At 73.7% G+C, this 25,156-nt stretch carries 20 protein-coding genes, 1 tRNA gene, 1 pseudogene and 2 riboswitches; of the genes and pseudogenes, 10 read left to right on the forward strand and 12 right to left on the reverse strand.

The features are described 5' to 3' along the window. The first annotated feature begins 66 nt into the window (after positions 1 to 66). Positions 67 to 447 (forward strand): alpha/beta hydrolase, encoded by a 381-nt coding sequence (locus B086_RS46205; protein WP_199790743.1) that lies wholly within the window; start codon positions 67 to 69, stop codon positions 445 to 447. Between the two features lie 177 nt (positions 448 to 624). Here B086_RS46205 and B086_RS39865 read toward each other — a convergent pair. Then, positions 625 to 1,047, reverse strand: a pseudogene (locus B086_RS39865) (MgtC/SapB family protein); the annotation flags it as partial. Positions 1,048 to 1,621: 574 nt separating this feature from the next. On the opposite strand from B086_RS39865, the gene B086_RS0112160 reads away from it, so the two are divergent. Both B086_RS0112160 and B086_RS0112165 read left to right on the forward strand, forming a co-directional pair. Continuing rightward, on the forward strand, positions 1,622 to 3,385 hold the full coding sequence (locus B086_RS0112160; protein WP_018566684.1) for an ABC transporter permease: 1,764 nt from the start codon (positions 1,622 to 1,624) through the stop codon (positions 3,383 to 3,385). Between the two features lie 35 nt (positions 3,386 to 3,420). Further along, positions 3,421 to 4,797: a nitrate/sulfonate/bicarbonate ABC transporter ATP-binding protein gene (locus B086_RS0112165; protein WP_018566685.1), complete on the forward strand. Its 1,377-nt coding sequence runs from the start codon at positions 3,421 to 3,423 to the stop codon at positions 4,795 to 4,797. On the opposite strand, the gene B086_RS0112170 is transcribed toward B086_RS0112165, so the two are convergent. The 3 genes from B086_RS0112170 to B086_RS0112180 all read right to left on the reverse strand — a co-directional run bounded on the left by B086_RS0112170 (position 4,791) and on the right by B086_RS0112180 (position 6,075). After that, positions 4,791 to 5,195: an ArsR/SmtB family transcription factor gene (locus B086_RS0112170; RefSeq protein WP_037873337.1), complete on the reverse strand. Its 405-nt coding sequence runs from the start codon at positions 5,193 to 5,195 to the stop codon at positions 4,791 to 4,793. The two genes, B086_RS0112165 and B086_RS0112170, sit on opposite strands and share 7 nt — an antisense overlap. Positions 5,196 to 5,413: 218 nt before the next feature. Beyond that, positions 5,414 to 5,487 (reverse strand) — tRNA-Pro (locus B086_RS0112175). Between the two features lie 66 nt (positions 5,488 to 5,553). After that, on the reverse strand, positions 5,554 to 6,075 hold the full coding sequence (locus B086_RS0112180; protein WP_026252336.1) for a MarR family winged helix-turn-helix transcriptional regulator: 522 nt from the start codon (positions 6,073 to 6,075) through the stop codon (positions 5,554 to 5,556). A 260-nt stretch (positions 6,076 to 6,335) separates the two neighbouring features. Here B086_RS0112180 and B086_RS0112185 point away from each other — a divergent pair, with 260 nt between their 5' ends. Together B086_RS0112185 and B086_RS41940 are read left to right on the forward strand one after the other, a co-directional pair. Further along, the gene (locus B086_RS0112185) at positions 6,336 to 6,761 is read left to right on the forward strand and encodes an SH3 domain-containing protein (protein WP_018566688.1); all 426 of its coding nucleotides are present in this window, start codon (positions 6,336 to 6,338) and stop codon (positions 6,759 to 6,761) included. Between the two features lie 210 nt (positions 6,762 to 6,971). Further along, positions 6,972 to 7,928, forward strand: a complete 957-nt coding sequence (locus B086_RS41940; protein ID WP_018566689.1) for a helix-turn-helix domain-containing protein — start codon at positions 6,972 to 6,974, stop codon at positions 7,926 to 7,928. A 78-nt stretch (positions 7,929 to 8,006) separates the two neighbouring features. On the opposite strand, the gene B086_RS0112195 is transcribed toward B086_RS41940, so the two are convergent. Then, positions 8,007 to 8,522 carry a hypothetical protein gene (locus B086_RS0112195; protein WP_018566690.1) on the reverse strand — a complete coding sequence of 172 codons (516 nt, stop codon included), beginning with the start codon at positions 8,520 to 8,522 and terminating at the stop codon, positions 8,007 to 8,009. A gap of 164 nt (positions 8,523 to 8,686) precedes the next feature. Here B086_RS0112195 and B086_RS0112200 point away from each other — a divergent pair, with 164 nt between their 5' ends. After that, positions 8,687 to 9,040: a cupin domain-containing protein gene (locus B086_RS0112200; protein WP_018566691.1), complete on the forward strand. Its 354-nt coding sequence runs from the start codon at positions 8,687 to 8,689 to the stop codon at positions 9,038 to 9,040. 52 nt (positions 9,041 to 9,092) lie between these two features. On the opposite strand, the gene B086_RS0112205 is transcribed toward B086_RS0112200, so the two are convergent. Both B086_RS0112205 and B086_RS0112210 read right to left on the reverse strand, forming a co-directional pair. Beyond that, on the reverse strand, positions 9,093 to 9,737 hold the full coding sequence (locus B086_RS0112205; protein ID WP_018566692.1) for a GPP34 family phosphoprotein: 645 nt from the start codon (positions 9,735 to 9,737) through the stop codon (positions 9,093 to 9,095). Between the two features lie 242 nt (positions 9,738 to 9,979). Further along, a complete protein-coding gene (locus tag B086_RS0112210; RefSeq protein ID WP_018566693.1) occupies positions 9,980 to 10,888 on the reverse strand; it encodes a sugar phosphate isomerase/epimerase family protein in 909 nt (302 codons plus the stop codon). A 200-nt stretch (positions 10,889 to 11,088) separates the two neighbouring features. Here B086_RS0112210 and iolB point away from each other — a divergent pair, with 200 nt between their 5' ends. After that, entirely contained in the window at positions 11,089 to 12,048 is a 960-nt protein-coding gene (iolB, locus tag B086_RS0112215; protein ID WP_018566694.1) for a 5-deoxy-glucuronate isomerase, read from the forward strand. Further along, positions 12,045 to 13,973 carry a 3D-(3,5/4)-trihydroxycyclohexane-1,2-dione acylhydrolase (decyclizing) gene (gene iolD / locus B086_RS0112220; protein ID WP_018566695.1) on the forward strand — a complete coding sequence of 643 codons (1,929 nt, stop codon included), beginning with the start codon at positions 12,045 to 12,047 and terminating at the stop codon, positions 13,971 to 13,973. Before iolB ends, iolD begins: the two co-directional genes overlap by 4 nt. A gap of 24 nt (positions 13,974 to 13,997) precedes the next feature. On the opposite strand, the gene B086_RS0112225 is transcribed toward iolD, so the two are convergent. The 5 genes from B086_RS0112225 to B086_RS0112245 all read right to left on the reverse strand — a co-directional run bounded on the left by B086_RS0112225 (position 13,998) and on the right by B086_RS0112245 (position 21,158). Then, the gene (locus B086_RS0112225; protein WP_018566696.1) at positions 13,998 to 15,386 is read right to left on the reverse strand and encodes a PP2C family protein-serine/threonine phosphatase; all 1,389 of its coding nucleotides are present in this window, start codon (positions 15,384 to 15,386) and stop codon (positions 13,998 to 14,000) included. A gap of 350 nt (positions 15,387 to 15,736) precedes the next feature. Then, positions 15,737 to 17,506, reverse strand: a complete 1,770-nt coding sequence (gene cimA, locus B086_RS0112230) for a citramalate synthase (RefSeq protein ID WP_018566697.1) — start codon at positions 17,504 to 17,506, stop codon at positions 15,737 to 15,739. A gap of 43 nt (positions 17,507 to 17,549) precedes the next feature. Then, positions 17,550 to 18,554, reverse strand: a complete 1,005-nt coding sequence (locus B086_RS39875) for an NAD(P)-dependent oxidoreductase (protein WP_158679223.1) — start codon at positions 18,552 to 18,554, stop codon at positions 17,550 to 17,552. Between the two features lie 272 nt (positions 18,555 to 18,826). Continuing rightward, a riboswitch (cobalamin riboswitch) is annotated at positions 18,827 to 18,979 on the reverse strand. Positions 18,980 to 19,058: 79 nt separating this feature from the next. Beyond that, positions 19,059 to 19,676 (reverse strand): TOPRIM nucleotidyl transferase/hydrolase domain-containing protein, encoded by a 618-nt coding sequence (locus tag B086_RS0112240; protein WP_026252338.1) that lies wholly within the window; start codon positions 19,674 to 19,676, stop codon positions 19,059 to 19,061. Between the two features lie 69 nt (positions 19,677 to 19,745). Then, the gene (locus B086_RS0112245; RefSeq protein WP_018566700.1) at positions 19,746 to 21,158 is read right to left on the reverse strand and encodes a short-chain fatty acyl-CoA regulator family protein; all 1,413 of its coding nucleotides are present in this window, start codon (positions 21,156 to 21,158) and stop codon (positions 19,746 to 19,748) included. Positions 21,159 to 21,550: 392 nt separating this feature from the next. On the opposite strand from B086_RS0112245, the gene aceA reads away from it, so the two are divergent. After that, positions 21,551 to 22,834 (forward strand): isocitrate lyase, encoded by a 1,284-nt coding sequence (gene aceA, locus B086_RS0112250; RefSeq protein ID WP_018566701.1) that lies wholly within the window; start codon positions 21,551 to 21,553, stop codon positions 22,832 to 22,834. Between the two features lie 83 nt (positions 22,835 to 22,917). Next, the gene (locus tag B086_RS0112255) at positions 22,918 to 24,525 is read left to right on the forward strand and encodes a malate synthase (RefSeq protein ID WP_018566702.1); all 1,608 of its coding nucleotides are present in this window, start codon (positions 22,918 to 22,920) and stop codon (positions 24,523 to 24,525) included. A 247-nt stretch (positions 24,526 to 24,772) separates the two neighbouring features. Beyond that, positions 24,773 to 24,996: riboswitch (cobalamin riboswitch) on the forward strand. Positions 24,997 to 25,156 lie beyond the last annotated feature (160 nt).

The raw sequence follows: 25,156 nt of genomic DNA on the forward strand, positions 1-25,156 counted from the left end.
GGCCGCCGCGGGCACCGACCCCTCCGCGGCACATGATCGAGGGCCGGGTTCGCGCCCGAGTGGATCGTGCGCGACAACCTGCACCGACCGCTCCCCCTGATTCCGGCCTTGAGGCACCTTCCCCTTTCGCCCTGGCCTTCGGACGGCCGCCGCACCGAGAGACTGTTCTCCCGGCAGGGATCCGCCATCGGCTGGGACACGTTCCACCGCGCCGAGGTTCTCCTGACGCAGCCGCTGTGCGTCGTCGTCGGAGACAAGCCTGGTGCGTTCGGCGCCTACCGGGACGGCCTGGAGATCTACCGCCGTGCAGCATCGAAGGGCAAGGAGCTGGTCGTGGCAGAGGACTTCTCCCCTACGACCTGTACGACCAGCCCGAACCGGTCAAGATCGCCCTGGATCACCGGATCCCGTTCCACCGTCCGCGCCGACCTGACCCCTCATCCATGACCGGCCCTTGCCCCCGGACGGGATCGGAGTGGGCCGTCACGGTCTCGCACGGTCGGGATGTCCCGGTGAGAACGCTGCCTCGATCCACTCGTGCACGACGGTCACGGGCACGTGTCCGTCGGCCGCGACGGCCTCGGGCGGCCCGGCGTGCGCGCAGTACGGCGGTTTCGGGTCGCGTTGCGGTACGCGGTCGATCAGCCGTCCCGCCGGGCGCAGCAGCAGGTGGACGGCGATGACGACGGCCGTGCCGATGAGGCACAGGTCCAGTCGGCCGGACGCGGCGAGTACTCCGACCGCCGCTGAACACCACAGCGTGGCCGCGGTGTTGAGGCCGCGGACCCCGCCGCCCTCGCGGAGGATGACGCCGCCGCCGAGGAAGCCGATGCCTGAGACGACGTAGGAGGCGACGCGGGTGGGGCTGCCGGAGTCGCCGACCGCCTCGCTGTAGAGGACGAAGAGGGTGGCGCCGACGGCCACGAGGGCGTTGGTGCGCAGGCCGGCCATGCGTGCGCGCCACTGGCGCTCGACGCCGATCAGGGCGCCGCAGCCGCCGCCGACCGCGAGCCGGAGTGCAAAGTCGAAGGTGGTCAGGTCCGCCATGGGAATCTCCCTTGGCCCCGCCGGAACAGGGACGGGTCGAGGGCACGGTGGCGGCCCCGACGCGGTGCGCGAGGACTACCGGGTGCCCGAGAGGTGGGGGGACACGGGGGCGAGGGGCCGGATATGGCCCGGACTACTGCTGCGATCCATGTCGCTCACCTCCTCGGCAGGGCCGGCCTGCCCCCTCCATACTTGCACATCGGCGCAAACAGACCACCCCGATCCCCTCCGATCGGTCTATTTGCGTATCGACGCAACAAGCGGCAGACTACCTGTCGGCACCCGCCTGTCACATCCCTGGACGGGCTCCGTGTGCCATCCCGGAACCGCACGACTGAACGGAGGCGATCATGGACATCGACCCACCCAGTCCGTGCTGCCTCTGCGGCAGTCTCTGACCGCTTCCGCACGTGACTGGCCGTGCTGCCTCCGCCGAGGACGCACACGCGCTCCGTCGGAAGGCTGCGCCCGCGCGCGTCCACGCGCCCCGGTACGCGGCAACCATCCGCTCTCACCATCTGCTGCACCCGCGCCCCGGTACACCTGTGGCCACGTGCGGTTGGAGGTTCCTGTGATGTCGTTCCGGACGAACACGTCCGCCCCCGCGACGCAGTCGTCGTCGTTGTCCGCCCGTTCCGCCGACCGCCTGTCCCGCTTCTCCTGGGTGGACGTGGTGGTCGCTGCCGCCGTGCTGGTGCTGCTCTACGTCGCGCTGCGGGTCGGGAAAGGGACCACGGTCTCGTTCTCCACCAGTCAGTCGGCGAAGGTGGATACCAGCATCGGCGAACTGCCGTACGACGCCGCGCGCTCCCTGCTGCGCATGTTCCTCGCGCTGGCCCTGTCCACCGTCTTCACCTTCGTCTACGCCTACGCCGCCGCCAAGAGCCGCCGCCTGGAGCGCATCCTCATCCCGGCGCTCGACATCCTTCAGTCCGTCCCCGTCCTCGCCTTCCTGACGGTGGCCGTGACCGGGTTCATCGCCCTGTTCCCCGGCTCCATGCTGGGACTGGAGTGCGCGTCGATCTTCGCGATCTTCACCTCGCAGGCGTGGAACATGACCTTCAGCTTCTACCACTCCCTCACCTCCCTGCCCCGCGAACTCGACGAACTCTCACGCTCGTTCGGCTTCACCCGGTGGATGCGGTTCTGGAAGGTGGAACTGCCCTCCGGGACGATCGGCCTGGTGTGGAACGGCATGATGAGCTTCGGCGGCGGCTGGTTCTTCCTCGTCGCCTCCGAGGCCGTCACCCTGGGCAACACCGACTACGCCCTGCCCGGCGTCGGCTCCTACGCCGGTGCCGCGATCACCAACGGCGACCTCGGCAAGGTCGGCTGGGCCATCGCCACCATGGCGATCATGGTCGTCGGGGTGAACTTCCTGTTCTGGCGCCCGCTGACCGCCTGGGCCGAGCGCTTCAAGAACGAGCAGTCCGAGGCCAGCGAGGTCCAGAAGTCCTACGTCCTCAACTTCCTGCGCCGCTCCCACTGGCCCCAGCTCCTCGGGCGTGCCCTGCATCCCGCAGGCCAGGCCCTCAGCCGGGCCGGCCGCGTCTTCGGCGTCGACGACCAGCCGCTGGTGGTCGACCGCACCCGACAGCGCACCGGCGACATCGCCTTCGCCCTGGTCTCCGGCGGACTGATCCTGTGGGGTCTGATCGACCTCGGCCACTACCTCCACGACCACACCGGCCTCGGCGTCTTCGGCGAACCCCTCCTCCTGGGCCTGGCCACCCTCGCACGCGTCGTGGTCCTGGTCGCCGTCGCGACCCTGGTCTGGGTGCCCGTCGGTGTGAAGATCGGCTTCTCGCCGAAGCTGACCCGCATCGCCCAGCCCGTCGTCCAGGTCCTGGCCTCCTTCCCCGCCAACTTCCTCTTCCCGCTGGCCGTCTGGTTCTTCCTGAGGACCGGGCTGACCATCGACATCGGCGGCATGTTCCTGATGGCGCTGGGCGCCCAGTGGTACATCCTCTTCAACACCATCGCCGGCGCCATGGCCATCCCCACCGATCTGCGCGAGGCCATGGACGACCTGGGCGTCACCGGCCGGCAGCGCTGGAAGCGACTGATCATCCCGGGGATCTTCCCGGCCTACGTCACCGGCGGCATCACCGCCTCCGGCGGCGCCTGGAACGCCTCGATCGTCTCCGAGGTGGTCGGCTTCGGCGGCACCACGCTCACCGCGACCGGCCTGGGCGCCTACATCGCCCATGCCACCGAGGCCGGGAACTTCCCCAAGCTGATCGCGGGAGTGGCCGTGATGAGCCTGTACGTCGTCTCCCTCAACCGCTTCTTCTGGCGCCGCCTGTACCGGCTGGCCGAGTCCCGCTACTCCCTGTGAACTTCCCTTCTGCTGATACGCGCTTGGAGCCAGCCATGGCGATGAATGTCCTCCCCTCGACCACGACCACCCGCCCTGCCGACGGTGACCTGCTGCTGGAGACCGCCGGTCTGACCAAGTCCTACGCCGGCGCCGACGGTGAACTGCCCGTCCTGTCCGGCATCGATCTCCAGGTCCGCGCCGGCGAAGTCGTCGCCCTGCTGGGCAAGTCGGGCTCCGGCAAGTCCACGCTGCTGCGCTGCCTGGCGGGCCTGCTCCCTGCCAGCTCCGGCACGGTCACCTACAAGAACACCCCCCTGACCGGAGCCAACCCCGGTACGGCGATGGTGTTCCAGACCTTCGCGCTGCTGCCGTGGCTGACCGTGCAGCAGAACGTCGAACTCGGCCTGGAGGCCAAGGGGGTCGGCGCAGCGGAGCGCGCGGAGGCCGCCCGGCAGGCGATCGACCTGATCGGCCTGGACGGCTTCGAGTCGGCGTACCCGAAGGAGCTGTCCGGCGGCATGCGCCAGCGCGTCGGCTTCGCCCGCGCACTGGTGGTCGAGCCGGATGTGCTGATGATGGACGAGCCGTTCTCCGCCCTGGACGTGCTGACCGCGGAGAACCTGCGCGGCGAGCTGATGGAGCTGTGGGAGTCGGGCCAGTTCCCGACCCGGGCGATCGTGCTGGTCACCCATAACATCGAGGAGGCCGTGCTGATGGCCGACCGGATCGTCGTCCTCGGCTCTCGCCCCTACGGCACGATCCGCGAGGTCTTCGAGGTCGGCCTGGACCGCCCGCGCGACCGCAACGCAGCTGCCTTCGAGGACCTCATCGACCGCGTCTACCGCACCATGACCGGCCGGCAGAAGGAGGGCCGGACACCCGGCCGCGCGGAGTCGGTCGAGCTGGACAAGCGCACCCCGGCCAACACCCCGCTCCCGCAGGCCAGCGTGGACGGCCTGTCCGGCCTGGCGGAAATGGTCCTCAACCGCGGCGGACGCTGCGACCTGGCCGACCTCGCCGACGACCTCGGCCTGGAGATCGACGACATCCTGCCCCAGGTCGACGCCCTCGACCTGCTCGCCTTCACCACCCTCACCGGCGACGACCTGCTGCTGACCGAGACCGGCGAGCGCTTCGCGGACGCCGACGTCCAGGAATCGAAGAAGATCTTCGCCGAGGCGGTCCTCGGCCACGCGCCGCTGGTCCAGCTCATCACCCGCAGCCTGCGCCAGAACCCCGGCCGCGCCCTGCGCTCCGGCTTCTTCCGCGACATCCTGGCTCACCACTTCACCAGCGAACAGGTCACGGTCCAGCTGGAGACGGCCACCGACTGGGGCCGGTACGCGGAGCTGTACTCGTACGATGCCGAGCCCCAGGAGTACCGGCTCGGCGAGAACGACGACGCCGGCACCCGGATCCCGGGCTACTGACCCAGCGCCAGCCGGGCGCCGAGCGGCCCGCGCACGACAGCGGGCCGCTCCTGCGCGGCCGCGGCGGGCACCTCGCCCCCGCCGCCGGGTCCCGAGGCGTCGTCGCCCGCGCCCACCAGCTGGGCCTCCTCCAGCAAAGCGCGTACAGCAGCCGCTCGGTAGTAGATCCGCGTGCCCTCCCGGCGCGTGGTCACCAGCCCGGCCGTCCGAAGCTTCGCAAGATGCTGCGAGGTCGCGGCCACATGGGCGCCCAGGATCCCGGCCAGCGCGCTCACCGACAGTTCCCGGCCGCTCAGCGCCCACAGCAACCGGTAGCGCGAGGGGTCGGCCACCGCCTTGAGCACCGCCACCGCCCGTTCCGCGGCCTCCTCGTCCCACACCCGTTCTTGCGTACCCATGCAATGATGGTACCGGCGGCCCGTATCATCCGCCCGTGCCCGCCCGAAGGGCCCGAGAGGAGCCCCCCGACAGCCCACGGCGCTCCGCAAGGAGGACGCCGCGTTCCGTCCTGGAGGGGAGCCGTACGCCTCTCCTGGCGACGCGACCCACCCCAAAAATGATCAAGGGCCGGTTTCGGATGCCTCCGAAACCGGCCCTGACCTGCGACTGTCTCCAGTCGGGACGACAGGATTTGAACCTGCGACCCCTTGACCCCCAGTCAAGTGCGCTACCAAGCTGCGCCACGTCCCGATGCGCTCACGTGCGGTGAACCGCGTGAACGCGCAGGTAAACATTACCGCACGCGCGCGGGTGCTCTCAGCCGGTGGGCGAGGCGGTGGGTTCGTGGTCGGGGTCCACGTCCTTGGCGTAGGCGAGGAAGTCGTCGACCATGCGGTGGAACAGGGTGGCGAGCTGCCCGAGTTCGTCCGCGGACCAGTTGGACAGGGCGGCCTCCATGCCGCGGGCGCCGACCTCGCGGACCCGGGCTATGGCGTCGCGGCCCGCCTCGGTGAGCCGGATGCGCTGGGCCCGCCGGTCGTCGGGGTCGGGGACGCGGGTGACGTGCCCGGTCTTCTCCAGTTGCTGCACGGTACGGGTGACGTGCGAGGCCTCCACCCCGAGGCGGTGCGCCAGTTCGCCGGGGCGCAGCGGTTCGGAGTCGGCGATCTGGCGCAGCAGCGCGACCGCGGCGCGGTCCAGCGGGACTCCGGCCAGGCCCATCATCTTCTCGTGCTGCCGGGCCCGCGTGCTCAGATAGGTGATCCTGGTGAGCGCGCGCTCGATCTCGGCCACTTCGGGCGAGACGGGTCCGGGCGACGGGGATGATGCAGAGGCCATGGCTCCAGTTTACCATATCGTTGCGTTACTCAAGTAGTTCGCGAGTGCACAGCGGGTGAGGGCGGCGCCCAGCTCGGCTTCGGCCGGATGCGGATTCCCCGGAGCGATCGTTGCGGTGTGCCCGCCGCGCGGTCCCGGGGACGTCCCCGCCGTCCCCGGGACGCGGGGACGGCATCGGGGGCGGCCGACGCGGAAACGCTGGGCGACGTGTGATCACGTCAGGTGGTCACCGTCACCGGAACGACAGCCCGGAGGTTTCCATGATCCGACGGACCCTCACCGGCGGCCTGCTGGCCACGGTCGCGATGCTCGCGCTCGTGCCCACGGCAGCCGAGGCCACCCCTGCCACCCCGCGCGCCGCGGTGTCGGCGGCCGCCCCGACCCCATCGTCCGCGCCCGCCGCACGGCCCGCGCACCACGTCAACCACCGGGCCACGCACGGCCGTTCGACACACGCCTACGGACGGGTGATCACCCGCCACTCCCCACTGCGGGTCCGCTCCGGCCCGGGTACCGGCTACCGGGTGACCGGCCGGCTGCGCGCGGGCAGCCTGGTGGCGCTCCGGTGCCGGACGAACGGCTCCTCGGTGCACGGCACACGTCAGTGGTACCGGCTCGCCCAGAGCCGCGGCTATGTCTCGGCGCACTACGTGCGGGTGGTGCGCGGCACGCTGCCGTGGTGCTGACGCCCCTCCCCCGGCCGTGACCGGCGCCCGTCGCGGCCGGTGACGGCACGGGGCCGCCGCCGCCCGGCTGGTTCCCGTGTGCGGCGGCGGACCCGTACCCGGCTCACCCTTCTCATACCGGCCGGATGTGTGGCGGTGCCCCCGTCCCGGGAAGCCATGGGGGCATCCGGGGTGAAATCACCCGAAGCGGCACGGAGTCGGGAGCAGCACATGCGCCAGCCCCAGGAAGCGGCACCCTCGTCCGGGCCGCTGGCGGCGAATCTGCGCGAGCTGAGGGGGCGCACCGGTCTCAGTCTGGCGGCCCTGGCCGCGCGCACCCCCTACAGCAAGTCCGCCTGGCACCGCTATCTCAGCGGCGCCAAGCACCCGCCCCGCTCGGCCGTGGAGGCGCTGGCCCGGCTCGCGGGCACCGACCCGGGCCCGGCACTGGCCCTCTGGGCGGCACCGGTGGACACCGGGTCCCGGGCGGACACCTGTACCGGGACGGACATCGCACCGCTTGCGCACTTCGCACCCGGCGTCCCCGCGCAACGCGCGTCGGCCCCACCGACCGCGCCCGTCCCACCGACCTCGCCTGTCCCACCGACCTCACTCATCCCACCGACCTCGCCTGCCCCACCTACCGTTTCCGCCCCTGAAGGCGGGTCCGGGGCGTCCGGCCGTCCGGGCGCCGCCCGGCCGCGGCGGCGGGGCCGGGGGCTGGTGCTGCCCGCGCTCACCCTGCTCACCGCGCTCGCCGCGGTGGTCACGGCCCTGGCCACCTCCTCGCGCGGTGCCTCCCCGGGCGCGCGGGCCGCCGTGCTGGCCGCCCTGCGCTGCCACGGCCGGTCCTGCCAGGGCGCGTTGCCCGGCGCCTCGGCCTGCGCCCGGGACGCCCGCACCGAGAGTTCCGTCGCCGACGCGACCTACACGGTGCGGCTGCGCTGGTCGCCGTCCTGTCGTGCCGTCTGGTCCCAGGTGGCGGTGCGCGGCGCGGTGGCCCGGGAGGTCTCCGTGCGCAGCGAGGAGGACGCCCTGTCCGCCGCCTACTCCGCCGCGGACACCGCAGGCGACGCCAGTCCGATGCTGGCCGTCTCCTCGCCGCGCGGGGTGGAGGCGTGCGCCGTGGTGCGCGGGAGGGTGGCATGCACCGGTCTGGACGACGCCGGGGCCGGACGGGTGCTCTGAGTCCGGGTCGGCCGGATCGACCCCCGTCTTTCCCGCACCCCACCGCGCTTTCCCGCACCCCACCGCGCGGGCGCCAGGTCACTTGATGACCGCGTTGGCCACCACGACGAGCAGTCCGAACAGGGCGTCCACGAACCCCGTGGCCAGCGCCGCCGTCCAGCGCCGCCCGGCCCGTCTGGCCGAGGCCAGGCCGAGGGCGAACAGCAGGGCGATGTTGAGGACGAACGCCGGGTACTCCACGCCGTCCGCGGGCCACCAGCCCCAGCCGGCCCCGGCGAGGATCAGCACCGTGGGCAGCATGGCCGCGACCAGCGGCCACTCGGCGGCGAGCGCGCGCAGTGCCTCGCCGCGCCGGTGCGGTCCGCGTTCGGCGATGTAGTGGGAGTAGCCGTGGGCGAGGGCCGAGGCGAAGGCGGTGACCAGCAGCCAGGCGGCGTCGTAGCGGCGGGCGGCCGGTGAGGTGTGCCCGTACTCGGTGAGCGCGGCGACCATGGCGCAGGCCACCACGGCGCCGTAGACCCCTCCGAAGAGCAGCATGGCCCGGGGATCATCGTGGGCGGGCCGCGCGGGCACGGCCGCCGTGGGGTCCGCCATGGGCTGCTCGCTTCCCGGGCGTACGGAGTCGGAACCCCCCAACGATCACCCGGGGCGCCCGCCCGCGCCACTTCACGGCGCGCGACGAAGTGTCCGTGCCCGCGCGCCGATCCCGCACACTGTGTCCACGCCGCGCGGCGGCGTCCCCCCGTTAGGGTCCCCGCATGACCCACAGTTTCGCGCTCCACGTACCGGCCGTCCCCGACAGCGAGCTGGTCCCCGAACCGCTCGACCCGGCACAGATCGTCTCCGGCAGCCCGGAGGTCACCGGGAAGGTCCTCTGGGAGTCGGCCGACGGGCGGCAGGCGCGTGGGATCTGGCAGATCACCCCGGGCGTCGTCACCGACACCGAGGCGGACGAGCTGTTCTTCGTGGTCAGCGGCTCGGCGACGATCGAGGTGGAGGGCGGCCCGACCCTGCGCGTCGGCCCCGGCGACGTGGCGGTGCTGCGGGAGGGCGACCGTACGACATGGACGGTGCACGAGACGCTGCGCAAGGTGTACGCGGTCGATCTCTGAGCGTTCGGCGGACGGCGGGCCGGGACGAGGGCGGCGGGCCCCGGCGCCACGCTCAGGCACCCCGCCAGACGTTGGCGAAGGCGGCGTCCTCGATGGCGCGGCGGCGGCGCACCGCCTCCAGTTCCATCACCGCGTCGTGCACGGCGGCGAGCACGGTGAGGACCGTGTCGTCGGTGGCCGTCGGCTCGTCCGGGGCGATCTCGTCGCGGATCCCGGCCGCCGCGGCGAGGGCGAGCAGTACGGGCTCGTCGGCGGCCCAGCGGTACGCCGCCCGGCGCCGTGCCGCGGTGTCGCCGAGGACGGTGCGTCCGCCGCGGAACGGCAGCCAGCGGCTGCGCTCCCAGGACACGTGCCCCTCCTCCGCGAGCGCGGCCAGCCGCGCCGAGGCCAGGCCGCGTCCGCGCCGCCAGAGCCAGTCCGGGAGCGATTCGTAGGGCGCCTCGCGCCGGAGTACGGCGGCGGCCTCGTCCAGGAGCCGGTCTGCGGGTCCGGGGCCGGGTCCGGGTTCCGGACCCGGTCCGTGGCCGGTGCGGGGTACCGGCAGGATGCGTCCGCCGCCGTCCAGGACGATCGTCCCGGCCCGGAGCAGGTCGTACGCCTCCGCACCGGCCAGCGCGAGCGAGAGGTCGCCGCGTTCCAGGCGGCGGGCCGGTGCCGTGTCCAGGGCGACGATCATCAGGTCACGCGCTGTGCTCATGAGGCTCCCCGTCGAAGGGCGTGTCCGGCACCGGCACCGGCACCGCGCCACCGGCGGCCCTCACGGCCGCCGGTGATGCCGTACCAGGGGCGACTCTAGCGCGGGCGGTGCGCCCGGGGACGGGACGCGGGTCCGGCCGGGCCGCCGCCGGACACCCGCGCGGACCGGGCGGCCGGACACCCACGCGGCACCGGGCCGCCGGTTCGCCCCGCCGGGGCGGACGTCCGCCCGCCCCCGCCGCGTCAGGCGCCGCAGGACCGCAGGAAGCGGCGGGTGCGTACGGCGATGGGCAGGGGCGTGTCCGGCGCGCACGGGTACATGTCCTGTTCGACGATCGCGAACAGGTCGACGCCCAGCTTCTGCGCGGCGGCCAGGACGGGCTCCAGGTCCGGGACCCCGGAGGGCGGTTCGCACATCACCCCGCGCCGCACGGCGGGCCCGAACGGCACCCCGTCGGCCACCACCCGGGCCAGGATCTCCGGGTCGACCTGCTTGAGGTGCAGATAGCCGATCCGGTCGCCGTAGGTCTCGATCAGCCGCACGCTGTCCCCGCCGCAGTAGGCGTAGTGCCCGGTGTCCAGGCACAGCCGGACCAGGTCGGGGTCGGTGGCGTCGAGGAAGCGGGCGACGTGCGGTTCGGTGTCGATGTGGGTGTCGGCGTGCGGGTGGACGACGATGTCGAGGCCGTAGGTCTCCTTGACCTCGCGGCCGAGGCGTTCCGTGCCCCGGGCCAGGTGCCCCCACTGCTCGCTCGTCAGCTCGGGCGGCTCCAGGATCTCGGCCGTCCTGTCGTCCCGCCAGAAGGAGGGGATGACGACGAGGTGCCGTGCGCCCATGGCGCGGGTGAGCGCGGCGACGCGGCCGACATGCTCCCAGGTGTCCTGCCACACGGACGGGCCGCGGTGCAGGCCGGTGAAGACGGTGCCTGCGGAGACCTTCAGGCCGCGCCGGTCCAGTTCGTCGGTGAGCCGGGCCGGGTCGGTCGGCAGATAGCCGTACGGGCCGAGTTCGATCCAGGGGTAGCCGGCCTCGGCCACCTCGTCCAGGAAGCGGTGCCAGGGGGTCTGCCGCGGGTCGTCGGGGAACCAGACGCCCCAGGAGTCGGGGGCCGAGCCGACCCGGATCCGGTCGAGCGCGGGGGCCGTGGCCATGGCAGCCGTTCCCTTCGGGGGTCGTCGGTGCGGGCCCGGCGGGGTCCCGCGTCGTCCTCCCCCGCGAGTCCACCCCGTGGCGCGCCCGCTGTCAATCCACCGCCGCCGATCCGCGGTCAGGACACGGGCTCCGCACGGCGGTCTGGCGAAAACGGGTGTGTTCGGGTGTGATCGGGGGAGCAGAGGAGGGAGATCATCCGATGACGTCCACGCCCGCCGCCGCGCCCGGACCCGGCGGCCCCGCCGCACCCGGCCCCCGGCTCCATCTCCCCGCGGGCCGGGCCGCCGACGGCCCCTACGCCGTGCGGGTCACGCCCGAGTCCGCGGGCTGGGGCCACTCCTCGCTCCGGATCCTGGAGCTGGCGCCGGGCGGCTCGCACACCTTCGACACCGGCGACAGCGAGTGGATCGTCCTGCCGCTCGGCGGGGCCTGCGAGGTCGGCTGCTCCGACGGCTTCGGGCACGGCACGTTCGCGCTCACCGGCCGGGAGAGCGTGTTCGCCGGGGTGAGCGACTTCGCGTACGTGCCCCGGGACGCGCGGGTGACCGTCTCGTCCGGCGGGGGCGGGCGCTTCGCGCTCACCGGCGCGCGCTGCGCCCGCCGCCTGCCCGCCCGGTACGGACCGGCGGCCGGGGTGCCGGTGGAGCTGCGCGGCAGCGGGTCGTGTTCGCGCCAGGTCAACAACTTCGCCGCGGCGGGCGTGTTCGACTGCGACCGGCTGATCGCCGTGGAGGTGCTCACCCCGGGCGGCAACTGGTCGTCGTTCCCGCCGCACAAGCACGACGAGGACCGGCCCGGCGAGGAGTCCGTCCTGGAGGAGATCTACTACTTCGAGTTCAGCTTCGAGTTCAGCGGCCACGACGGCACGCCGGGGCTCGGCTACCAGCGGGTGTCGCCGTCCGGGCCGGGCCGGGACACGGACGTGCTCGCGGAGGTCCGCGACGGCGACGTGGTGCTGATCCCGGACGGCTGGCACGGACCGTCGATGGCGGTACCGGGCCACCACATGTACTACCTCAACGTCATGGCGGGCCCGGGGGCCGACCGGGCGTGGCTGATCCGCGACCACCCGGACCACGCCTGGATCCGCGGCACCTGGCCCGAGCAGCCCGTCGACCCCCGCCTCCCCTTCTACCGCGCCCCGGAGCCGTCCCGATGAGCACCCGCACCCCCGCGACCGGTCCCGGCCCCGGTCCCGATCCCGGCCGCTCCCCCGGCACCCGCCGGATGACCGTCGCCCAGGCCCTGATCCGGTTCCTGGCCGCCCAGTACACCGAACGCGACGGTGTGCGGCGGCGGTTGATCGCCGGTACCTGGGGCATCTTCGGCCACGGCAACGTGGCGGGCGTCGGCCAGGCGCTCGTCGAGCACGCGGACGTGATGCCGTACCACCAGGGCCGCAACGAGCAGGCGATGGTGCACGCGGCGGTCGGCTTCGCCCGCCGCAGCGGGCGACTGTCCACGATGGCGGTCACCACGTCCATCGGGCCGGGCGCCACCAACCTGGTCACCGGCGCGGCCCTGGCGACGGTCAACCGGCTGCCCGTGCTGCTGCTGCCCGGCGACTACTTCGCCACCCACCGGGCCGATCCGCTGCTCCAGCAGCTGGAGCATCCCTCGGCGGCCGACGTGTCCGTCAACGACACCTTGCGCCCGGTCTCCCGCTTCTTCGACCGGATCACCCGCCCCGAGGCGCTGATCCCGTCCGCGCTGCACGCCGTACGGGTCCTCACCGACCCGGCGGAGACCGGCGCGGTCACCCTCGCGCTGCCGCAGGACGTGCAGGCGGAGGCGTACGACTGGCCCGAGGAGTTCTGGGCGGAGCGGGTGTGGCGCGTCCGGCGGCCCGCCCCCGACCCGGCCGAACTCGCCGCCGCGACCAAGGCGGTCAGGTCGGCGGCCCGTCCGCTGATCGTCGCGGGCGGCGGGGTCCGGCACAGCGCGGCCGAGGACGCGCTGCGGGCGCTGGCCGACGCCACTGGCATCCCGGTCGCCTCCACCCAGGCGGGCAAGGGGGCGCTGCGGTACGACCATCCGGCGGACGTCGGCGGTGTCGGGCACACCGGCACCGAGGTCGCCGACGGGCTGGCGCGCGGCGCCGATCTGGTCCTCGGCGTCGGCACCCGCTACACCGACTTCACCACGGCCTCGGGGACGCTCTTCCGGCATCCGGACGTCCGCTTCGTCAACCTCAACATCAGCGCGGCGGACGCCCACAAGATGGCGGGCACCACCGTGGTGTGCGACGCGCGGGCCGGGCTCACCGCGCTCACCGCCGCGCTGGCCGGGCACCGCGTCGACGCCGCCCACGAGGCCGCGTACCGGGAGGGGAAGCGGCGCTGGGAGCGGGTGGTCGAGGCCGCCTTCCGCGCCGACGACGACACCGTGCCGACGCAGACGCAGGTGCTGGGCGCGCTGGACGCGGTGGTCGGCGACGAGGACGTGGTGATCAACGCGGCCGGCTCGCTCCCCGGCGACCTGCACAAGCTGTGGCGGGCGCGTTCGCCGCACCAGTACCACGTGGAGTACGGCTACTCCTGCATGGGCTACGAGATCCCGGCCGCCATCGGCGTGCAGCAGGCGGCGCCCGGCGTGCCGGTGTGGGCGCTGGTCGGCGACGGCACCTATCTGATGATGCCCACGGAGATCGTCACCGCCGTCCAGGAGGGTCTGCCGGTCAAGCTGCTGCTGGTGCAGAACCACGGGTACGCCTCCATCGGCGGTCTGTCGGAGGCGGTGGGCGCCGAACGCTTCGGCACCGCCTACCGCCACCGCGAGGCCGACGGCGCCTTCACCGGCGCCCCGCTCCCGGTCGACCTCGCCGCCAACGCCGCCAGCCTCGGCATGGACGTGCTGCGTGCCCGGACCGCGGGCGAGTTGCGCGCCGCGCTGCGCACGGCCCGTGCCGCCGACCGACCGACGTGTGTGTACGTCGAGACGGACACCTCGGACGGGGGCGCGGCGGCGCCACCCGCCGCGGCCTGGTGGGACGTGCCGGTGGCCGAGGTCTCCGGCCGCGAGGCCGCGGTACGGGCCCGTACCGCCTACGACCGCGAGGCCGCCGCCCGCCGCCGCGCGCTGTGAGGCGCAGTCGCTCCCGGCGGCGGCCTACGTACGGCCGTAGCCGGTGAGGGGCGGGGTGCGCAGGGCGAGGACCGCCATGTCGTCGTGGCCGTCGCTGGGATGGTGCTCGGCCAGTGCCCGGCACAGTTCCTCGGGCGGCTGTCCGGCATGGCGCGACGCGGTGGCGGCGAGCTCGGCGAGGCCCTCGTCGATGGATTGGCCGGGGACCTCCACCAGGCCGTCCGTGTACAGGACGACGGTGCTGTCCACGGGCACGGACTCGCGGTGGTCGGGCCGGGCGAGGTCGGCCGCCACGCCGAGGGGCAGTCCGGGGTCGGTGTCCAGGTAGCGGACGCGGCCGTCGGGCAGCAGCAGGAGCGGCGGCGGGTGCCCGGCGCTGGACCAGTGCAACTGCCAGGCGCCTTCGACGGGTTCGAGGCGGGCCAGCAGCGCGGTGGCGACGGGCGCCTCGTCCAGGGAGTGGATGATGCGGTCGAGCCGGGTGAGGGAGGTGCTGGGCGGGGTGCCCCGGTCGTAGTAGAGCGCCCGCAGCATGTTGCGGATCTGCGCCATGTCGGCGGCGGCCCGCAGATCATGGCCGACCACGTCGCCGATGACGGCCACGCAGGCGCCGTCGGGCAGCCGCATCGCGTCGTACCAGTCGCCGCCCACCGCGGCCGGTGCGCTGGCCGGGCGGTAGGCCGCGCCGGCGGCGAAGGGTCTCAGGTCGGGCAGCCGGGGCAGCAGGAGCCGCTGGAACTGCTCGGCGCTGTTGCGGGCCTGGTGGTAGAGGCGGGCGTTCTCGATGGCCACCCCGGCGGTGCCGGCGAGCGCCCGGATGACGCCCTCGTCATGCCGGTCGAAGGGCTGGCCGTCCTTGCGCTCGGAGAGGTAGAGGTTGCCGTAGACGCGTCCGCGCACGCTGATGGCCACGCCGAGCAGGGTGTTCATCGGCGGGTGGCCGGGCGGGAACCCGGCGGACTCCGGATGCCGGGAGATGTCGCGCACCCGCAGCGGCTCGGGGTGGTGGATCAGGTGGCCCAGCAGCCCCCGGCCCCGGGGCAGCTCCACGCCCTTCAGGTCCGCGAGTTCCTCCGCGCTCAGACCGAGCGGGATGAACTCGTCCAGCAGCCGCCCCTCCTCGTCGAGGACGCCCATGGCTCCGTAGCGCGCGCCGACCAGGTCCATGGCGGTGCGCACGATACGGCGCAGCACCCTGGGCAGTTCCAGGTCCCCGGTGATGTCGACGACGGCCTGGAGGAGTTCCTGAAGGGTGCTCTGGGCACGGGCCAGGGCGTGCAGTTGCTCGCCGATGCGGTTCAGGTCGGAGCTGAGCGGAAGGCCGAGCAGTGAGGCGTACGGGTCCTCCCCCGCCGCGTCGCGTGTCCGCGGCTCCTCGTCCCCGTCCCGTGGCCCGTTCCGGTCGTCCGCCATCACCGCTCCGCCGTCCTCCGCCGTCCGCCGCCCGCAGTCCGCTCCGGGCGACCCTCGCGCCCGGCCGTGGTCCGGCCCGTCGCCCGGACCGACTCCGACATATGAACCGCGGACCTGCTCCCACCGCCCGGCGACGGGCCCGCACGCCGCGCGGGGACACCCTATCGGCCCCCTCTTCGGGGCGCGGCGGGGGCGGGGCCGGGGCACCGGGGCGCGTCGGCCGGCGCCCCGGCCGCCGTGTCCGCGCACGGGGACACGGCGGGCCGGAAGAGGACCGGAAAGAGGCCGGAAGGGGGCCGGAGGAGGGGCGGTGACGGTGTGTGCGTGGTGGGGGGAGGTGCGTCGGCGGGTCAGGAGGCCGGGACGCTCGCCCGGGGCCGTCCGGGGGCGCGCAGTGCCTTGTGGGCGAGGGCGTCGGTCAGGGCCTGCATGGCGGCGACGACGACACTGGCGTGCACACCGGTCGTGGTCCACTCCCGTTCGGCGTCGCGGGAGACGACGAGGACGCGGGTCAGCGCGGTGCCGTCCGCGGAACCGTCCGCGGAGCGCTCGGCCACCGCGTCCAGGACGCGGACGCTGTGGTCGGCGAGGCGGACCTCGTCGAGCCACGGCAGGTGCGGGGCGAGGGCCCGGCGCAGGGCCGCGTCGAGCGCTTCGAGGGGGCCGTTGCCCTCGGCGGTGGCGGTGGCCTCCCGGGTGCTCCGGCCGGTCGCCGGGGCGCTGCCGACCGTGCCGTCCATGCCGTCGTTCCCGTCCGTGCCCTCCGCGCCCTCCGCGTCGGGCAGGCTCAGCCGGACCATCGCCTCGGAGACGACCGCGCCGTCCGGGGCGCGGCGCTCCACGACCTGGTACGACAGGGGAGTGAAGGGCGGGAACGGGCGTCCCGGCCCGCCCTGGCCGCCGGGCTCGCCGGCCGTCAGTTCGTCGTGCAGGAGCAGTTCCAGGGAGGCGTCCGCCGCCTCGAAGGACCACCCGCCCGCCTCCAGACGCTTGATCCGGGCGACCGCCCGGGAGAGGGCTTCCAGGTCGTCGAGTCCGAAGCCGAGTTCCAGGCACTTGAGTTCCAGGCTGGTGCGCCCGGCCATCTCGCTCACCAGGATGCGGGTGCCGTTGCCCACGACGTCCGGGTCGATGTGGTGGTAGAGCGCGGGGTCCACCTTGATCGCGCTGGCGTGCAGGCCCGCCTTGTGGGCGAAGGCCGCCGCGCCGACGTAGGGCTGGTGCCGGTCGGGGCTGATGTGCGCGGTCTCGGCGAGGGCGTGGGCGGTGCGGGTCAGGTCGCCGAGCCGGGTGCGCGGCACCACCGGCATGCCGAGCTTGGTGGTGAGGTTGCCGATGACCGCGAACAGGTCGGCGTTGCCCGCCCGTTCGCCGTAGCCGTTGGCGGTGCACTGGACGTGGGTGGCGCCCGCCTCCACGGCGGCGATGGTGTTGGCCACGGCGCACCCGGTGTCGTCCTGGCAGTGGATGCCGATACGGAACCCGGTGCGGGCGGCGACCTCGCCGACGGTCTCGGCGAGCCGGCCGGGGAGCTGGCCGCCGTTGGTGTCGCACAGGACGGCGACGTCGGCGCCCGCGCCCATGGCGGCGTCCAGCACCCGCAGCGCGGTGGCGGGGTCGGCGGCGTAGCCGTCGAAGAAGTGTTCGGCGTCGAGGAAGACCCGGCGGCCCTCGGCCACCAGGAGGCGCACGGTGTCCCGGACCATCGCACAGTTCTCCGCCACGTCCGTGCGCAGCGCCCGTTCGATGTGCCGCCGGTCGGACTTGGCGACCAGGGTGATCACCGGGGCCCGGGAGTCGAGCAGGGCCCGTACCTGCGGGTCCTGTTCGGCGCTGCGGCCCGGCTTGCGGGTGCTGCCGAAGGCGACCAACGCGGCGTGCTTCAGGTGCAGTTCATCCGTCGCTCGGGCGAAGAACGCGGTGTCCTTGGGCAGTGCGCCCGGCCAGCCGCCCTCGATGAAGCCGACGCCCAGGGCGTCCAGGGTGCGGGCGGTGGTGAGCTTCTCCGCGACGGAGTAGGAGATCCCCTCGCGCTGTGCGCCGTCGCGGAGGGTGGTGTCGTAGAGATGGAAATCGTCGCCGAGGGGGGTGTCTGCCGGTGTGGTGCGGGTGTGAGCCACTGGGCGTCCTTCCTGGGGAGTTCCTGGGTCCGTGCGCGGCGGTCTACGGGAGCACGGTCCTACGGCGCGAGCGGTCGCCGTCCCAGGCGGCGCGGTTGACCGGTGCGGCGGGGAGGTCGCCGCGCAGCGCCGTCCCGAGCTGGGTGACCGCGGAGTCGGTCATCCGCACGATGGTCTCGGCGGTCAGTCCGGCGGTGTGCGGGGTGAGGATGACGCGCGGGTGGCTGAGCAGCGGGTGCCCGGCGGGCAGCGGCTCCGGTTCGACGACGTCGAGTCCGGCCGCCGCGATGTGGCCGCTCTCCAGCGCGGCGACCAGCGCCTCGGTGTCGAGGACGCCGCCGCGGGAGCAGTTGACGACGAAGGAGCCGCGCGGCAGCCGGGCGAGCTGGTCGGCGCCGATCATCTGCCGCGAGGTCGCGGTCAGGGCGGGCGCGAGCGCGAGGATCGTGGACCGGGACAGCAACTCGTCCAGGGAGGTGACGAGTTCGGCGCCGACCAGATGGGCGATGCGGGGATCGGCGTACGGGTCGTAGGCGAGTACGTCCGCGCCGAAACCGGCGGTCAGCTTCCGGGCGGTCTCGGCGCCGACGTAGCCGAGTCCGACGACGCCCACCGTCCTGCCGTGCAGTTCGTGGAGGCTGAGGTCGCTGCGCTGCCGCCAGGCGGAGCCGTCGCGGGTGGCCGGGTCGGCCCAGTGGAGCTGTTTGAGCGTGGCCAGGATCAGCATGACGATGTGTTCGCTGACCGGAATCCGGCCGAAACCGAGCTGGTTGACGACGAGGATCCCGAATTCGGTGGCCGCCTCGATGTCGACGTTGTCGGTGCCGAATCCGGAGGTGGAGACGACGGTGAGCCGGGGTGCCGCCGCGAGTATCCGGCGGCTGACTTTCTCGGGATAGCGCACCCAGAGCGCGTCGGCGTCGGCCACCGCCGACATCACCTCGGATTCCTCGGAGGAATCCACGACGACGACTTCGGCACCGAGGCCGCGCAGTCTGTCGGCGCCCGAGGAGTCGTACATCGGACGCCAGAGAACGATCTTTGTCACTTCTTCTCTTCCCATCCCCGGATGCTCACGCACGCGGAATCGGCGGTGTCTGAGGGGCGGTGCGCGGGCCACGCGGCACAGGTCGGCAGCGCAAGCGGCCACCGGGGCGGTCGGTTCGCGTGCGGTCACCGTGGAACGCGTGCGCGCGGGCACGCCGGATTCAGCCCCCGACGGAGCTAGGCGAGGATTGCGAATGCAGGCGCCGAAAGCGTGCGGCGCCCTGTCCCGGCATGCGGGAGATTCCCGTAACGCATCAGCACCATCCTCGTGGGCCTCGTCGTGACACCTGCGGGCGGCAATCTGACTTCCGGGGATTTCTCCCCGGTCACAGTGGCGGGACCGTGCCGGATTCTCACCGGCTTCCCCGCTTCGCAGGCACTGGTGATTCATGTATAGCAGCGGGCCCCGTTCCCCGGACCCCCCTACGGCCGCCGCGAACCCCCTATTCGGTACGGGAATTCCCGAGGGGTCGGGCGGAGCGCCGCCCGCCCGGGTGCCCGGCGGTCACACTCGGGCAAGCAGGGCGGCGAGCGGGGCCGGTACGTGTCCCGGCGCGAGGGCCTCCACGAGGACCCGGCCGTAGTGGATCTTGCGGCCCTTCTTGGTGCCGAGGAAGCGCCGCAGCCGCTGGTGCGCGGTGCGCTCGCGCTGCGCGGGCTGGTTCCCGAAGGTCCGCAGGGCGCGCAGGTCGCCCTCGTCCCGGATCAGTTCCTCGACGCGGGCGACACCCAGGGCGCGGACGAGTTCGTCCTCCAGGTCCGCCGCGCACACGAAGTACGCGTCCGGTGCCGCACCGGCCGGGGCGAGGGCGCGGGCGTAGTAGCGGCGCTCCCCCTCGTCGCACAGTCCGGTGAGACGCAGGCCGAGGCCGGTGGGGCCGAGGAGGCGGGCGAAGCGCCCGACGTTGGTGACACCGCCCATCGGCAGCACGCAGACGCCCTCGGCTGCCAGGTCCCGGCCGTCCCGGGCGGCCAGCGCGTCGACCGCCGCCGCATCGCTCGGCCCTTCGAGCAGGACGGCGGTCCGGACGGGCAGCAGCGCGGCCCGTTCGCGCGCGGGACCGCCGGGTCCGCCCGACGCCCACGCGAGGACCGCTTCCCGGAACGCGTCCATGTCAGCCATGGGAGGAGTCTCCGCCCCGCTCACGCCACCGTGCCAGAGGATTTCCCCGGCCCCGGACCCGGACCCGGCCTACGTGAGCGGCCCGGCGCCCGTGACCGGATAGGGCACGAAGGTGCTGCTGTGCTGGTCGATGAGCAGCGGGCGGCCGAGCGGTGGCGCGGCCCGCTGCGAGCAGTCGAGGCGTTCGCAGACGCGGCAGCCCATGCCGATGGGAGTGGCCGCCGCGGCGTTGCCGAGGTCCAGGCCCTCGGAGTAGACGAGGCGGTGGGCGTGGCGGATCTCGCAGCCGAGGCCGATGGCGTAGACCCGGCCGGGCTCGCCCCAGCCGCCGCGGTGCCGGGTGACGGCGCGGGCGGTCCACAGGTAGCGGCGCCCGTCGGGCATGGCGGCGATCTGCACATGGATGCGGCCGGGCACGGCGAACGCCTCGTACACGTTCCACAGCGGGCAGGTGCCGCCGCCCCGGGAGAAGTGGAAGTCGGTGGCCGACTGGCGCTTGGACATGTTGCCGGCCCGGTCGACGCGGACGAAGGAGAAGGGGACGCCGAGCAGCCGGGGCCGCTGGAGGGTGCTCAGCCGGTGGCAGACGGTCTCGTAGCCGACTCCGTAGTGGTCGGTGAGGCGTTCGATGTCGTAGCGGGCCTCCTCGGCCGCCGCGTGGAACGCGGTGTACGGGAGGATCAGCGCGGCGGCGAAGTAGTGGGCGATGCCGATGCGGGTCAGGCCGTGGGCCGGGGTGCCGGGGGCGAAGTCCTCGGCGGCCAGCCGGGCGAAGTCGTCGCCGTGTTCCAGCAGGGCGAGCTGGGTGGCCATGCGGAAGGCGCGGCGGCCGGGGCGCAGCCGCGGGGACAGGTGCAGGGTGCGGGTGCTCTCGTCGTAGTGGTGCAGCCGGTCGCCGGTCTCGGCGGCCAGGTGGACGCCGTGGGAGGCGGCGAGCCGGGCGGTGAGGGCGGCGGTCGTCTCGCCCGGCCGGACCCCGGTCCGCGCGGCCAGGTCCTCGGCGGCGAGGTCGGTGGCGTGCAGGTAGTTGCGCCGCCGGTAGAAGAAGTCCCGTACCTCCTCGTGCGGTGAGGAGGCGGGGGTGCGCGCGCCGTCCCGGCCGTCGGTGGCACCGGCCAGCCGCTCGGACAGCTCCTGGTTGCGGCGGCCGAGGTCCAGCAGCACCCGGGCCACGGCGGGCGTCCGGGAGGCGAGGTCGGCGAGATCGGCCGCGGTGACCCGGGACTCGGCGATCTCCCCGGCCAGCGCCTCACGCAGGTCGGCCACCAGCCGGGTGGTGTCGCGCTCGGAGAAGAAGCCCGGGTCGATGCCGAAGGTCTCGGTCAGCCGGAGCAGCACGGGCACGGTGAGCGGCCGGGAGTCGTGCTCCATCTGGTTCAGATAGCTGGGCGAGATGCACAGCACCCGGGCCAGTTCGGCCTGGCTCATCCGGCGGTCCTCGCGCAGCCGCCGCAGCCGGGCGCCCGCGTACGTCCTGCTCACCGCTCACTCCTCCGGGCCGACGGCACGTCCCGCCCAGCCTAGGCGAACCGGCGCCGTGCGCGGTCTTCGCAACCTTGGCAAAAAACGAGGGAAAGATACGCAGAACTTGGCAGCCGTCCATGGTTGTTGGCACTCAGTGCCAGTGCCAGAGTCGTAGTGCGGCCCGCCGGAACGGGCCGGCGCCACCGGGGAGCGGGGTCCGATTCACCGCCCTGACGTCGGAGATCCTGACACCGGTGGCGTCCCGGACCGGCAACGTTGCTCACGTGCGCCCACCACGGGTGGCGGCGGGCCGCACCCTTCGACGAGTCGTTCAAGACACGCAGTGCCATTACACGCCATGACGGCCGGTGGATTCGCATCCGTGGCAGACCGAGGAGACGGTGACAGACATGACCAAGCCGAACACACAGGCGGCCGCGGAACTCGCCCGGCGCTGGGCCACCGACCCGCGCTGGCAGGGCGTCCAGCGCACCTACGGCGCCGAGGACGTGGTCCGCCTCTCCGGCAGCGTCCGCGAGGAGCACACCCTGGCCCGGCGCGGCGCCGAGCGGCTGTGGCGGCAACTGCACGAACTCGACTACGTGCACGCGCTCGGCGCGCTCACCGGCGGCCAGGCCGTCCAGCAGGTCAGGGCGGGTCTCCAGGCGGTCTACCTGTCCGGCTGGCAGGTCGCCGCCGACGCCAACCAGGCCGGTCACACCTACCCGGACCAGAGCCTGTACCCGGCCAACTCCGTGCCCCAGGTGGTGCGCCGGATCAACAACGCGCTGCTGCGCGCCGACCAGATCGCCACCGCCGAGGACGCGGGCGACACCACCGACTGGCTGGCGCCGGTGGTCGCCGACGCGGAGGCCGGCTTCGGCGGCCCGCTGAACGCCTTCGAACTGACCAAGGCGATGATCGCGGCGGGCGCGGCGGGCATCCACTACGAGGACCAGCTCGCCTCCGAGAAGAAGTGCGGCCACCTCGGCGGCAAGGTCCTGGTGCCCACCTCGCAGCACATCCGCACCCTCAACGCGGCCCGGCTGGCCGCCGACATCGCCGATGTGCCCACGGTGATCGTGGCCCGCACCGACGCCCTCGCCGCCACCCTGCTGACCAGCGATGTCGACGAACAGGACGCGGAGTTCACCACCGGCGAGCGCACCGCCGAGGGCTTCTACCGGGTCCGCGGCGGCATGGACCCGGTGATCGCCCGCGGGCTGGCCTACGCCCCCTACGCCGACCTGCTGTGGATGGAGACCGGCACGCCCGACCTGGAGCAGGCGCGCACGTTCGCCGAGGCGATCCACGCCCGGTACCCGGACCAGCTGCTGGCGTACAACTGCTCGCCGTCCTTCAACTGGAAGGCGGCCCTGGACGACGACCGGATCGCCAAGTTCCAGCGTGAACTGGGCGCGATGGGCTACCGGTTCCAGTTCATCACGCTGGCCGGTTTCCACTCGCTCAACCACGGCATGTTCGACCTGGCCCGCGGCTACGCCGAGCACGGCATGACCGCCTATGTCGACCTCCAGGAGCGCGAGTTCGCCGCGCAGGCCGACGGGTTCACCGCGGTCAGGCACCAACGCGAGGTCGGCACCGGCTACTTCGACCTGGTCTCCACGGCCGTCAACCCCGCCTCCTCCACCACCGCCCTGGCCGGCTCCACGGAGGAGGAGCAGTTCCACTAGCCGCTGCACGGCCTGTACGGCTGTACGGCGCGGCCCCCGCCCGGGGCCGCCCGTGGGTCCTGTCGCGTCCGAAGGAGAACCCGATGACCACCCTCGCACCGCCCCGGCCCGTCCGTGTCCTCGCCGCTCCCGGCCCCCGGCACGAGGAGATCCTGACCCCCGGCGCCCTGGACTTCGTCGGCCGGCTGGCCGCCGCGTTCGCGGAGCGCCGGCGCGACCTGCTGAAGGAGCGGCGGCGCCAGGCGATGCGGCTGGCGTCGGGCTCCCCGCTCGGCTTCCCCATGGTGACCGCCGCCGTGCGCGCCGACCCGTTCTGGCGGGTCGCGCCGCCCGCGCCCGGTCTGGCCGACCGGCGGGTGGAGATCACCGGGCCGCCGGACCGCCGGACGGCCGTCGAGGCGCTGGCCTCCGGCGCCCAGGTGTGGACGGCCGACTTCGAGGACGCCACCGCACCGCTGTGGGACAACGTCGTGGGCGGGCAGCTGACCCTGCTGGACACCGTCGAGGGCCGGATCGGCCCGCCCGCACCCGGCGGCGGGGAGCACCGGGCGGGCGGCGGCCGGATCCCCACCGTCATGGTCCGCCCGCGCGGCTGGCACCTGGACGAGGCGCACCTGGAGCACGACGGCGCGCCGGTGCCCGCCGCCCTGGCCGACTTCGGCCTGTACTTCTTCCACTGCGCCCGGCGGCGGACCGAGGACGGGAGCGGCCCGTACTTCTCGCTGCCCAAGCTGGAGAACCGGTACGAGGCACGGCTGTGGAACGACGTGTTCCTGCTCGCCCAGGAGCTGCTGGGCATCCCCCGGGGCACCGTCCGGGCCACCGTGCTGATCGAGACGGTCACCGCCGCCTTCGAGATGGAGGAGATCCTCCACGAGCTGCGCGAGCACGGTGCGGGTCTGACCGCGGGCCGCCGGGACTACCTGTTCAGCCTCGTGCGCACCTTCGGCCACCGCACCGACTTCCTGCTGCCGGAGCGCGCGGGGGTGCCGATGACGGCGCCGTTCCTGCGGGCGTACACCGAGCTGCTGGTGCGCACGTGCCACCGGCGCGGCGCGCATGCCGTCGGCGGGCGGGCGGCCCAGGTGCCGGGCGCGGACGCGGCGGCGCGCGAGGCGGCCGTCGCGGCGGTCCGGCTGGACAAGGAGCGGGAGGCGGAGGACGGCTTCGACGGGTCCCAGGTGGCCTGTGCCGAGCTGGTCCCGGTCTGCCGGGAGGCGTTCGACGGGGTCCTGGGCGAGCGGCCGCACCAGCTCGACCGCACCCGCGAGGACGTCGAGGCGGGCGCCGCCGAGCTGCTGTCGGTGCGGCGGATCAGCGCCCCGCCGACCCCGGAGGGGGTGCGCACGGGCGTCGCCGTCGCGCTGCGCTGCTTCGCTGCCTGGCTCGGCGGGCGGGGCACCGTCGTCGTGGACGGGCTGCTGGAGGACACGGCCACCGCCGAGGTCGCCCGGACGCAGATCTGGCAGTGGCTGCGGCACCGGGTGGTCGACCGGGAGACGGTGCTGCGGATGCTCGACGACGAGCTGGCAGCACTGGGCGCCGCCTACCCGTGGGCGCCGCTGGAGGAGGTGCGCGCGCTGTTCGAGCGCACCGCGCTCGCCGGTGAGCTGCCGCTGTTCTTCACCCCCGACGCGTACGCGCGCCACCTGGTGCGCCGTACGGGCGCCGGGGGGTGCGAGCGGGGATGAGCCTGCGGCCGGACTGAGGGGTCCGGGCGCGGCGCGTACCGAGGGGTGCGCGACGGCACCGGTGCGGTGAGGGCCGCGGCGGTGCCCCGGGAGACGGGCGGGAAGCGCGGGTACGGCGCTTCCCGCCCGTGCCGTTTCCGGGTCCGCGCGCCGTGCGCCGCCGCCACCGCGACAGGGCTTAGGTATACCTAAGTTTTCCCGAAGACACAACATCTGGGGCTGTGCACCACGGCAGCGTTCTAGATGTAGTGTTGGCCGTGCTGGTGGTTCGCCAGGCACTCCGGTGCCCGGCGAGGCAAGAGGGAACCCGGTGGGAATCCGGGACTGCCCCGCAGCGGTGAGCGGGAACGACCGCCGTCATACGCACTGGACCCGGTGGACCGGGCCTGGGAAGCGACGGCCAGTAGACGTCTCGTACGACACGAGACACGCCCGCGAGTCCGAAGACCTGCCACCGGTGCGTACGCCGACGAGCGGCGTGCGTGCTCCGAGGCCCCGAGGGAGGGCCGCGTGGCAGCAGCACGGACCCGGGTCCGGCGTGCCCTTCTTCCGCCGCCGCCCGGCCCCGCCGTACGCGCCGCGACGCTCCTCCTCCCCCGGTCCTCGGACAGGGACGGGAACGAGCGAGAGG

The sequence above is a fragment of the Streptomyces sp. PsTaAH-124 genome, assembly GCF_000373685.1.
Lineage (GTDB): Bacteria > Actinomycetota > Actinomycetes > Streptomycetales > Streptomycetaceae > Streptomyces > Streptomyces andamanensis.

Excerpts from the sequence above, each read along its gene's own strand:
- aceA (WP_018566701.1), top strand. The coding sequence starts at position 21,551 with ATGACCAAGCCGAACACACAGGCGGCCGCGGAACTCGCCCGGCGCTGG.
- B086_RS0112185 (WP_018566688.1), top strand. The coding sequence starts at position 6,336 with ATGATCCGACGGACCCTCACCGGCGGCCTGCTGGCCACGGTCGCGATG.
- B086_RS0112240 (WP_026252338.1), bottom strand. The coding sequence starts at position 19,676 with ATGGCTGACATGGACGCGTTCCGGGAAGCGGTCCTCGCGTGGGCGTCG.
- B086_RS0112200 (WP_018566691.1), top strand. The coding sequence starts at position 8,687 with ATGACCCACAGTTTCGCGCTCCACGTACCGGCCGTCCCCGACAGCGAG.
- B086_RS0112210 (WP_018566693.1), bottom strand. The coding sequence starts at position 10,888 with ATGGCCACGGCCCCCGCGCTCGACCGGATCCGGGTCGGCTCGGCCCCC.
- B086_RS0112225 (WP_018566696.1), bottom strand. The coding sequence starts at position 15,386 with ATGGCGGACGACCGGAACGGGCCACGGGACGGGGACGAGGAGCCGCGG.
- B086_RS0112180 (WP_026252336.1), bottom strand. The coding sequence starts at position 6,075 with ATGGCCTCTGCATCATCCCCGTCGCCCGGACCCGTCTCGCCCGAAGTG.
- B086_RS0112195 (WP_018566690.1), bottom strand. The coding sequence starts at position 8,522 with ATGGCGGACCCCACGGCGGCCGTGCCCGCGCGGCCCGCCCACGATGAT.
- B086_RS0112160 (WP_018566684.1), top strand. The coding sequence starts at position 1,622 with ATGTCGTTCCGGACGAACACGTCCGCCCCCGCGACGCAGTCGTCGTCG.
- B086_RS0112165 (WP_018566685.1), top strand. The coding sequence starts at position 3,421 with ATGGCGATGAATGTCCTCCCCTCGACCACGACCACCCGCCCTGCCGAC.
- iolD (WP_018566695.1), top strand. The coding sequence starts at position 12,045 with ATGAGCACCCGCACCCCCGCGACCGGTCCCGGCCCCGGTCCCGATCCC.
- B086_RS0112255 (WP_018566702.1), top strand. The coding sequence starts at position 22,918 with ATGACCACCCTCGCACCGCCCCGGCCCGTCCGTGTCCTCGCCGCTCCC.
- B086_RS0112170 (WP_037873337.1), bottom strand. The coding sequence starts at position 5,195 with ATGGGTACGCAAGAACGGGTGTGGGACGAGGAGGCCGCGGAACGGGCG.
- iolB (WP_018566694.1), top strand. The coding sequence starts at position 11,089 with ATGACGTCCACGCCCGCCGCCGCGCCCGGACCCGGCGGCCCCGCCGCA.
- B086_RS41940 (WP_018566689.1), top strand. The coding sequence starts at position 6,972 with ATGCGCCAGCCCCAGGAAGCGGCACCCTCGTCCGGGCCGCTGGCGGCG.
- B086_RS0112205 (WP_018566692.1), bottom strand. The coding sequence starts at position 9,737 with ATGAGCACAGCGCGTGACCTGATGATCGTCGCCCTGGACACGGCACCG.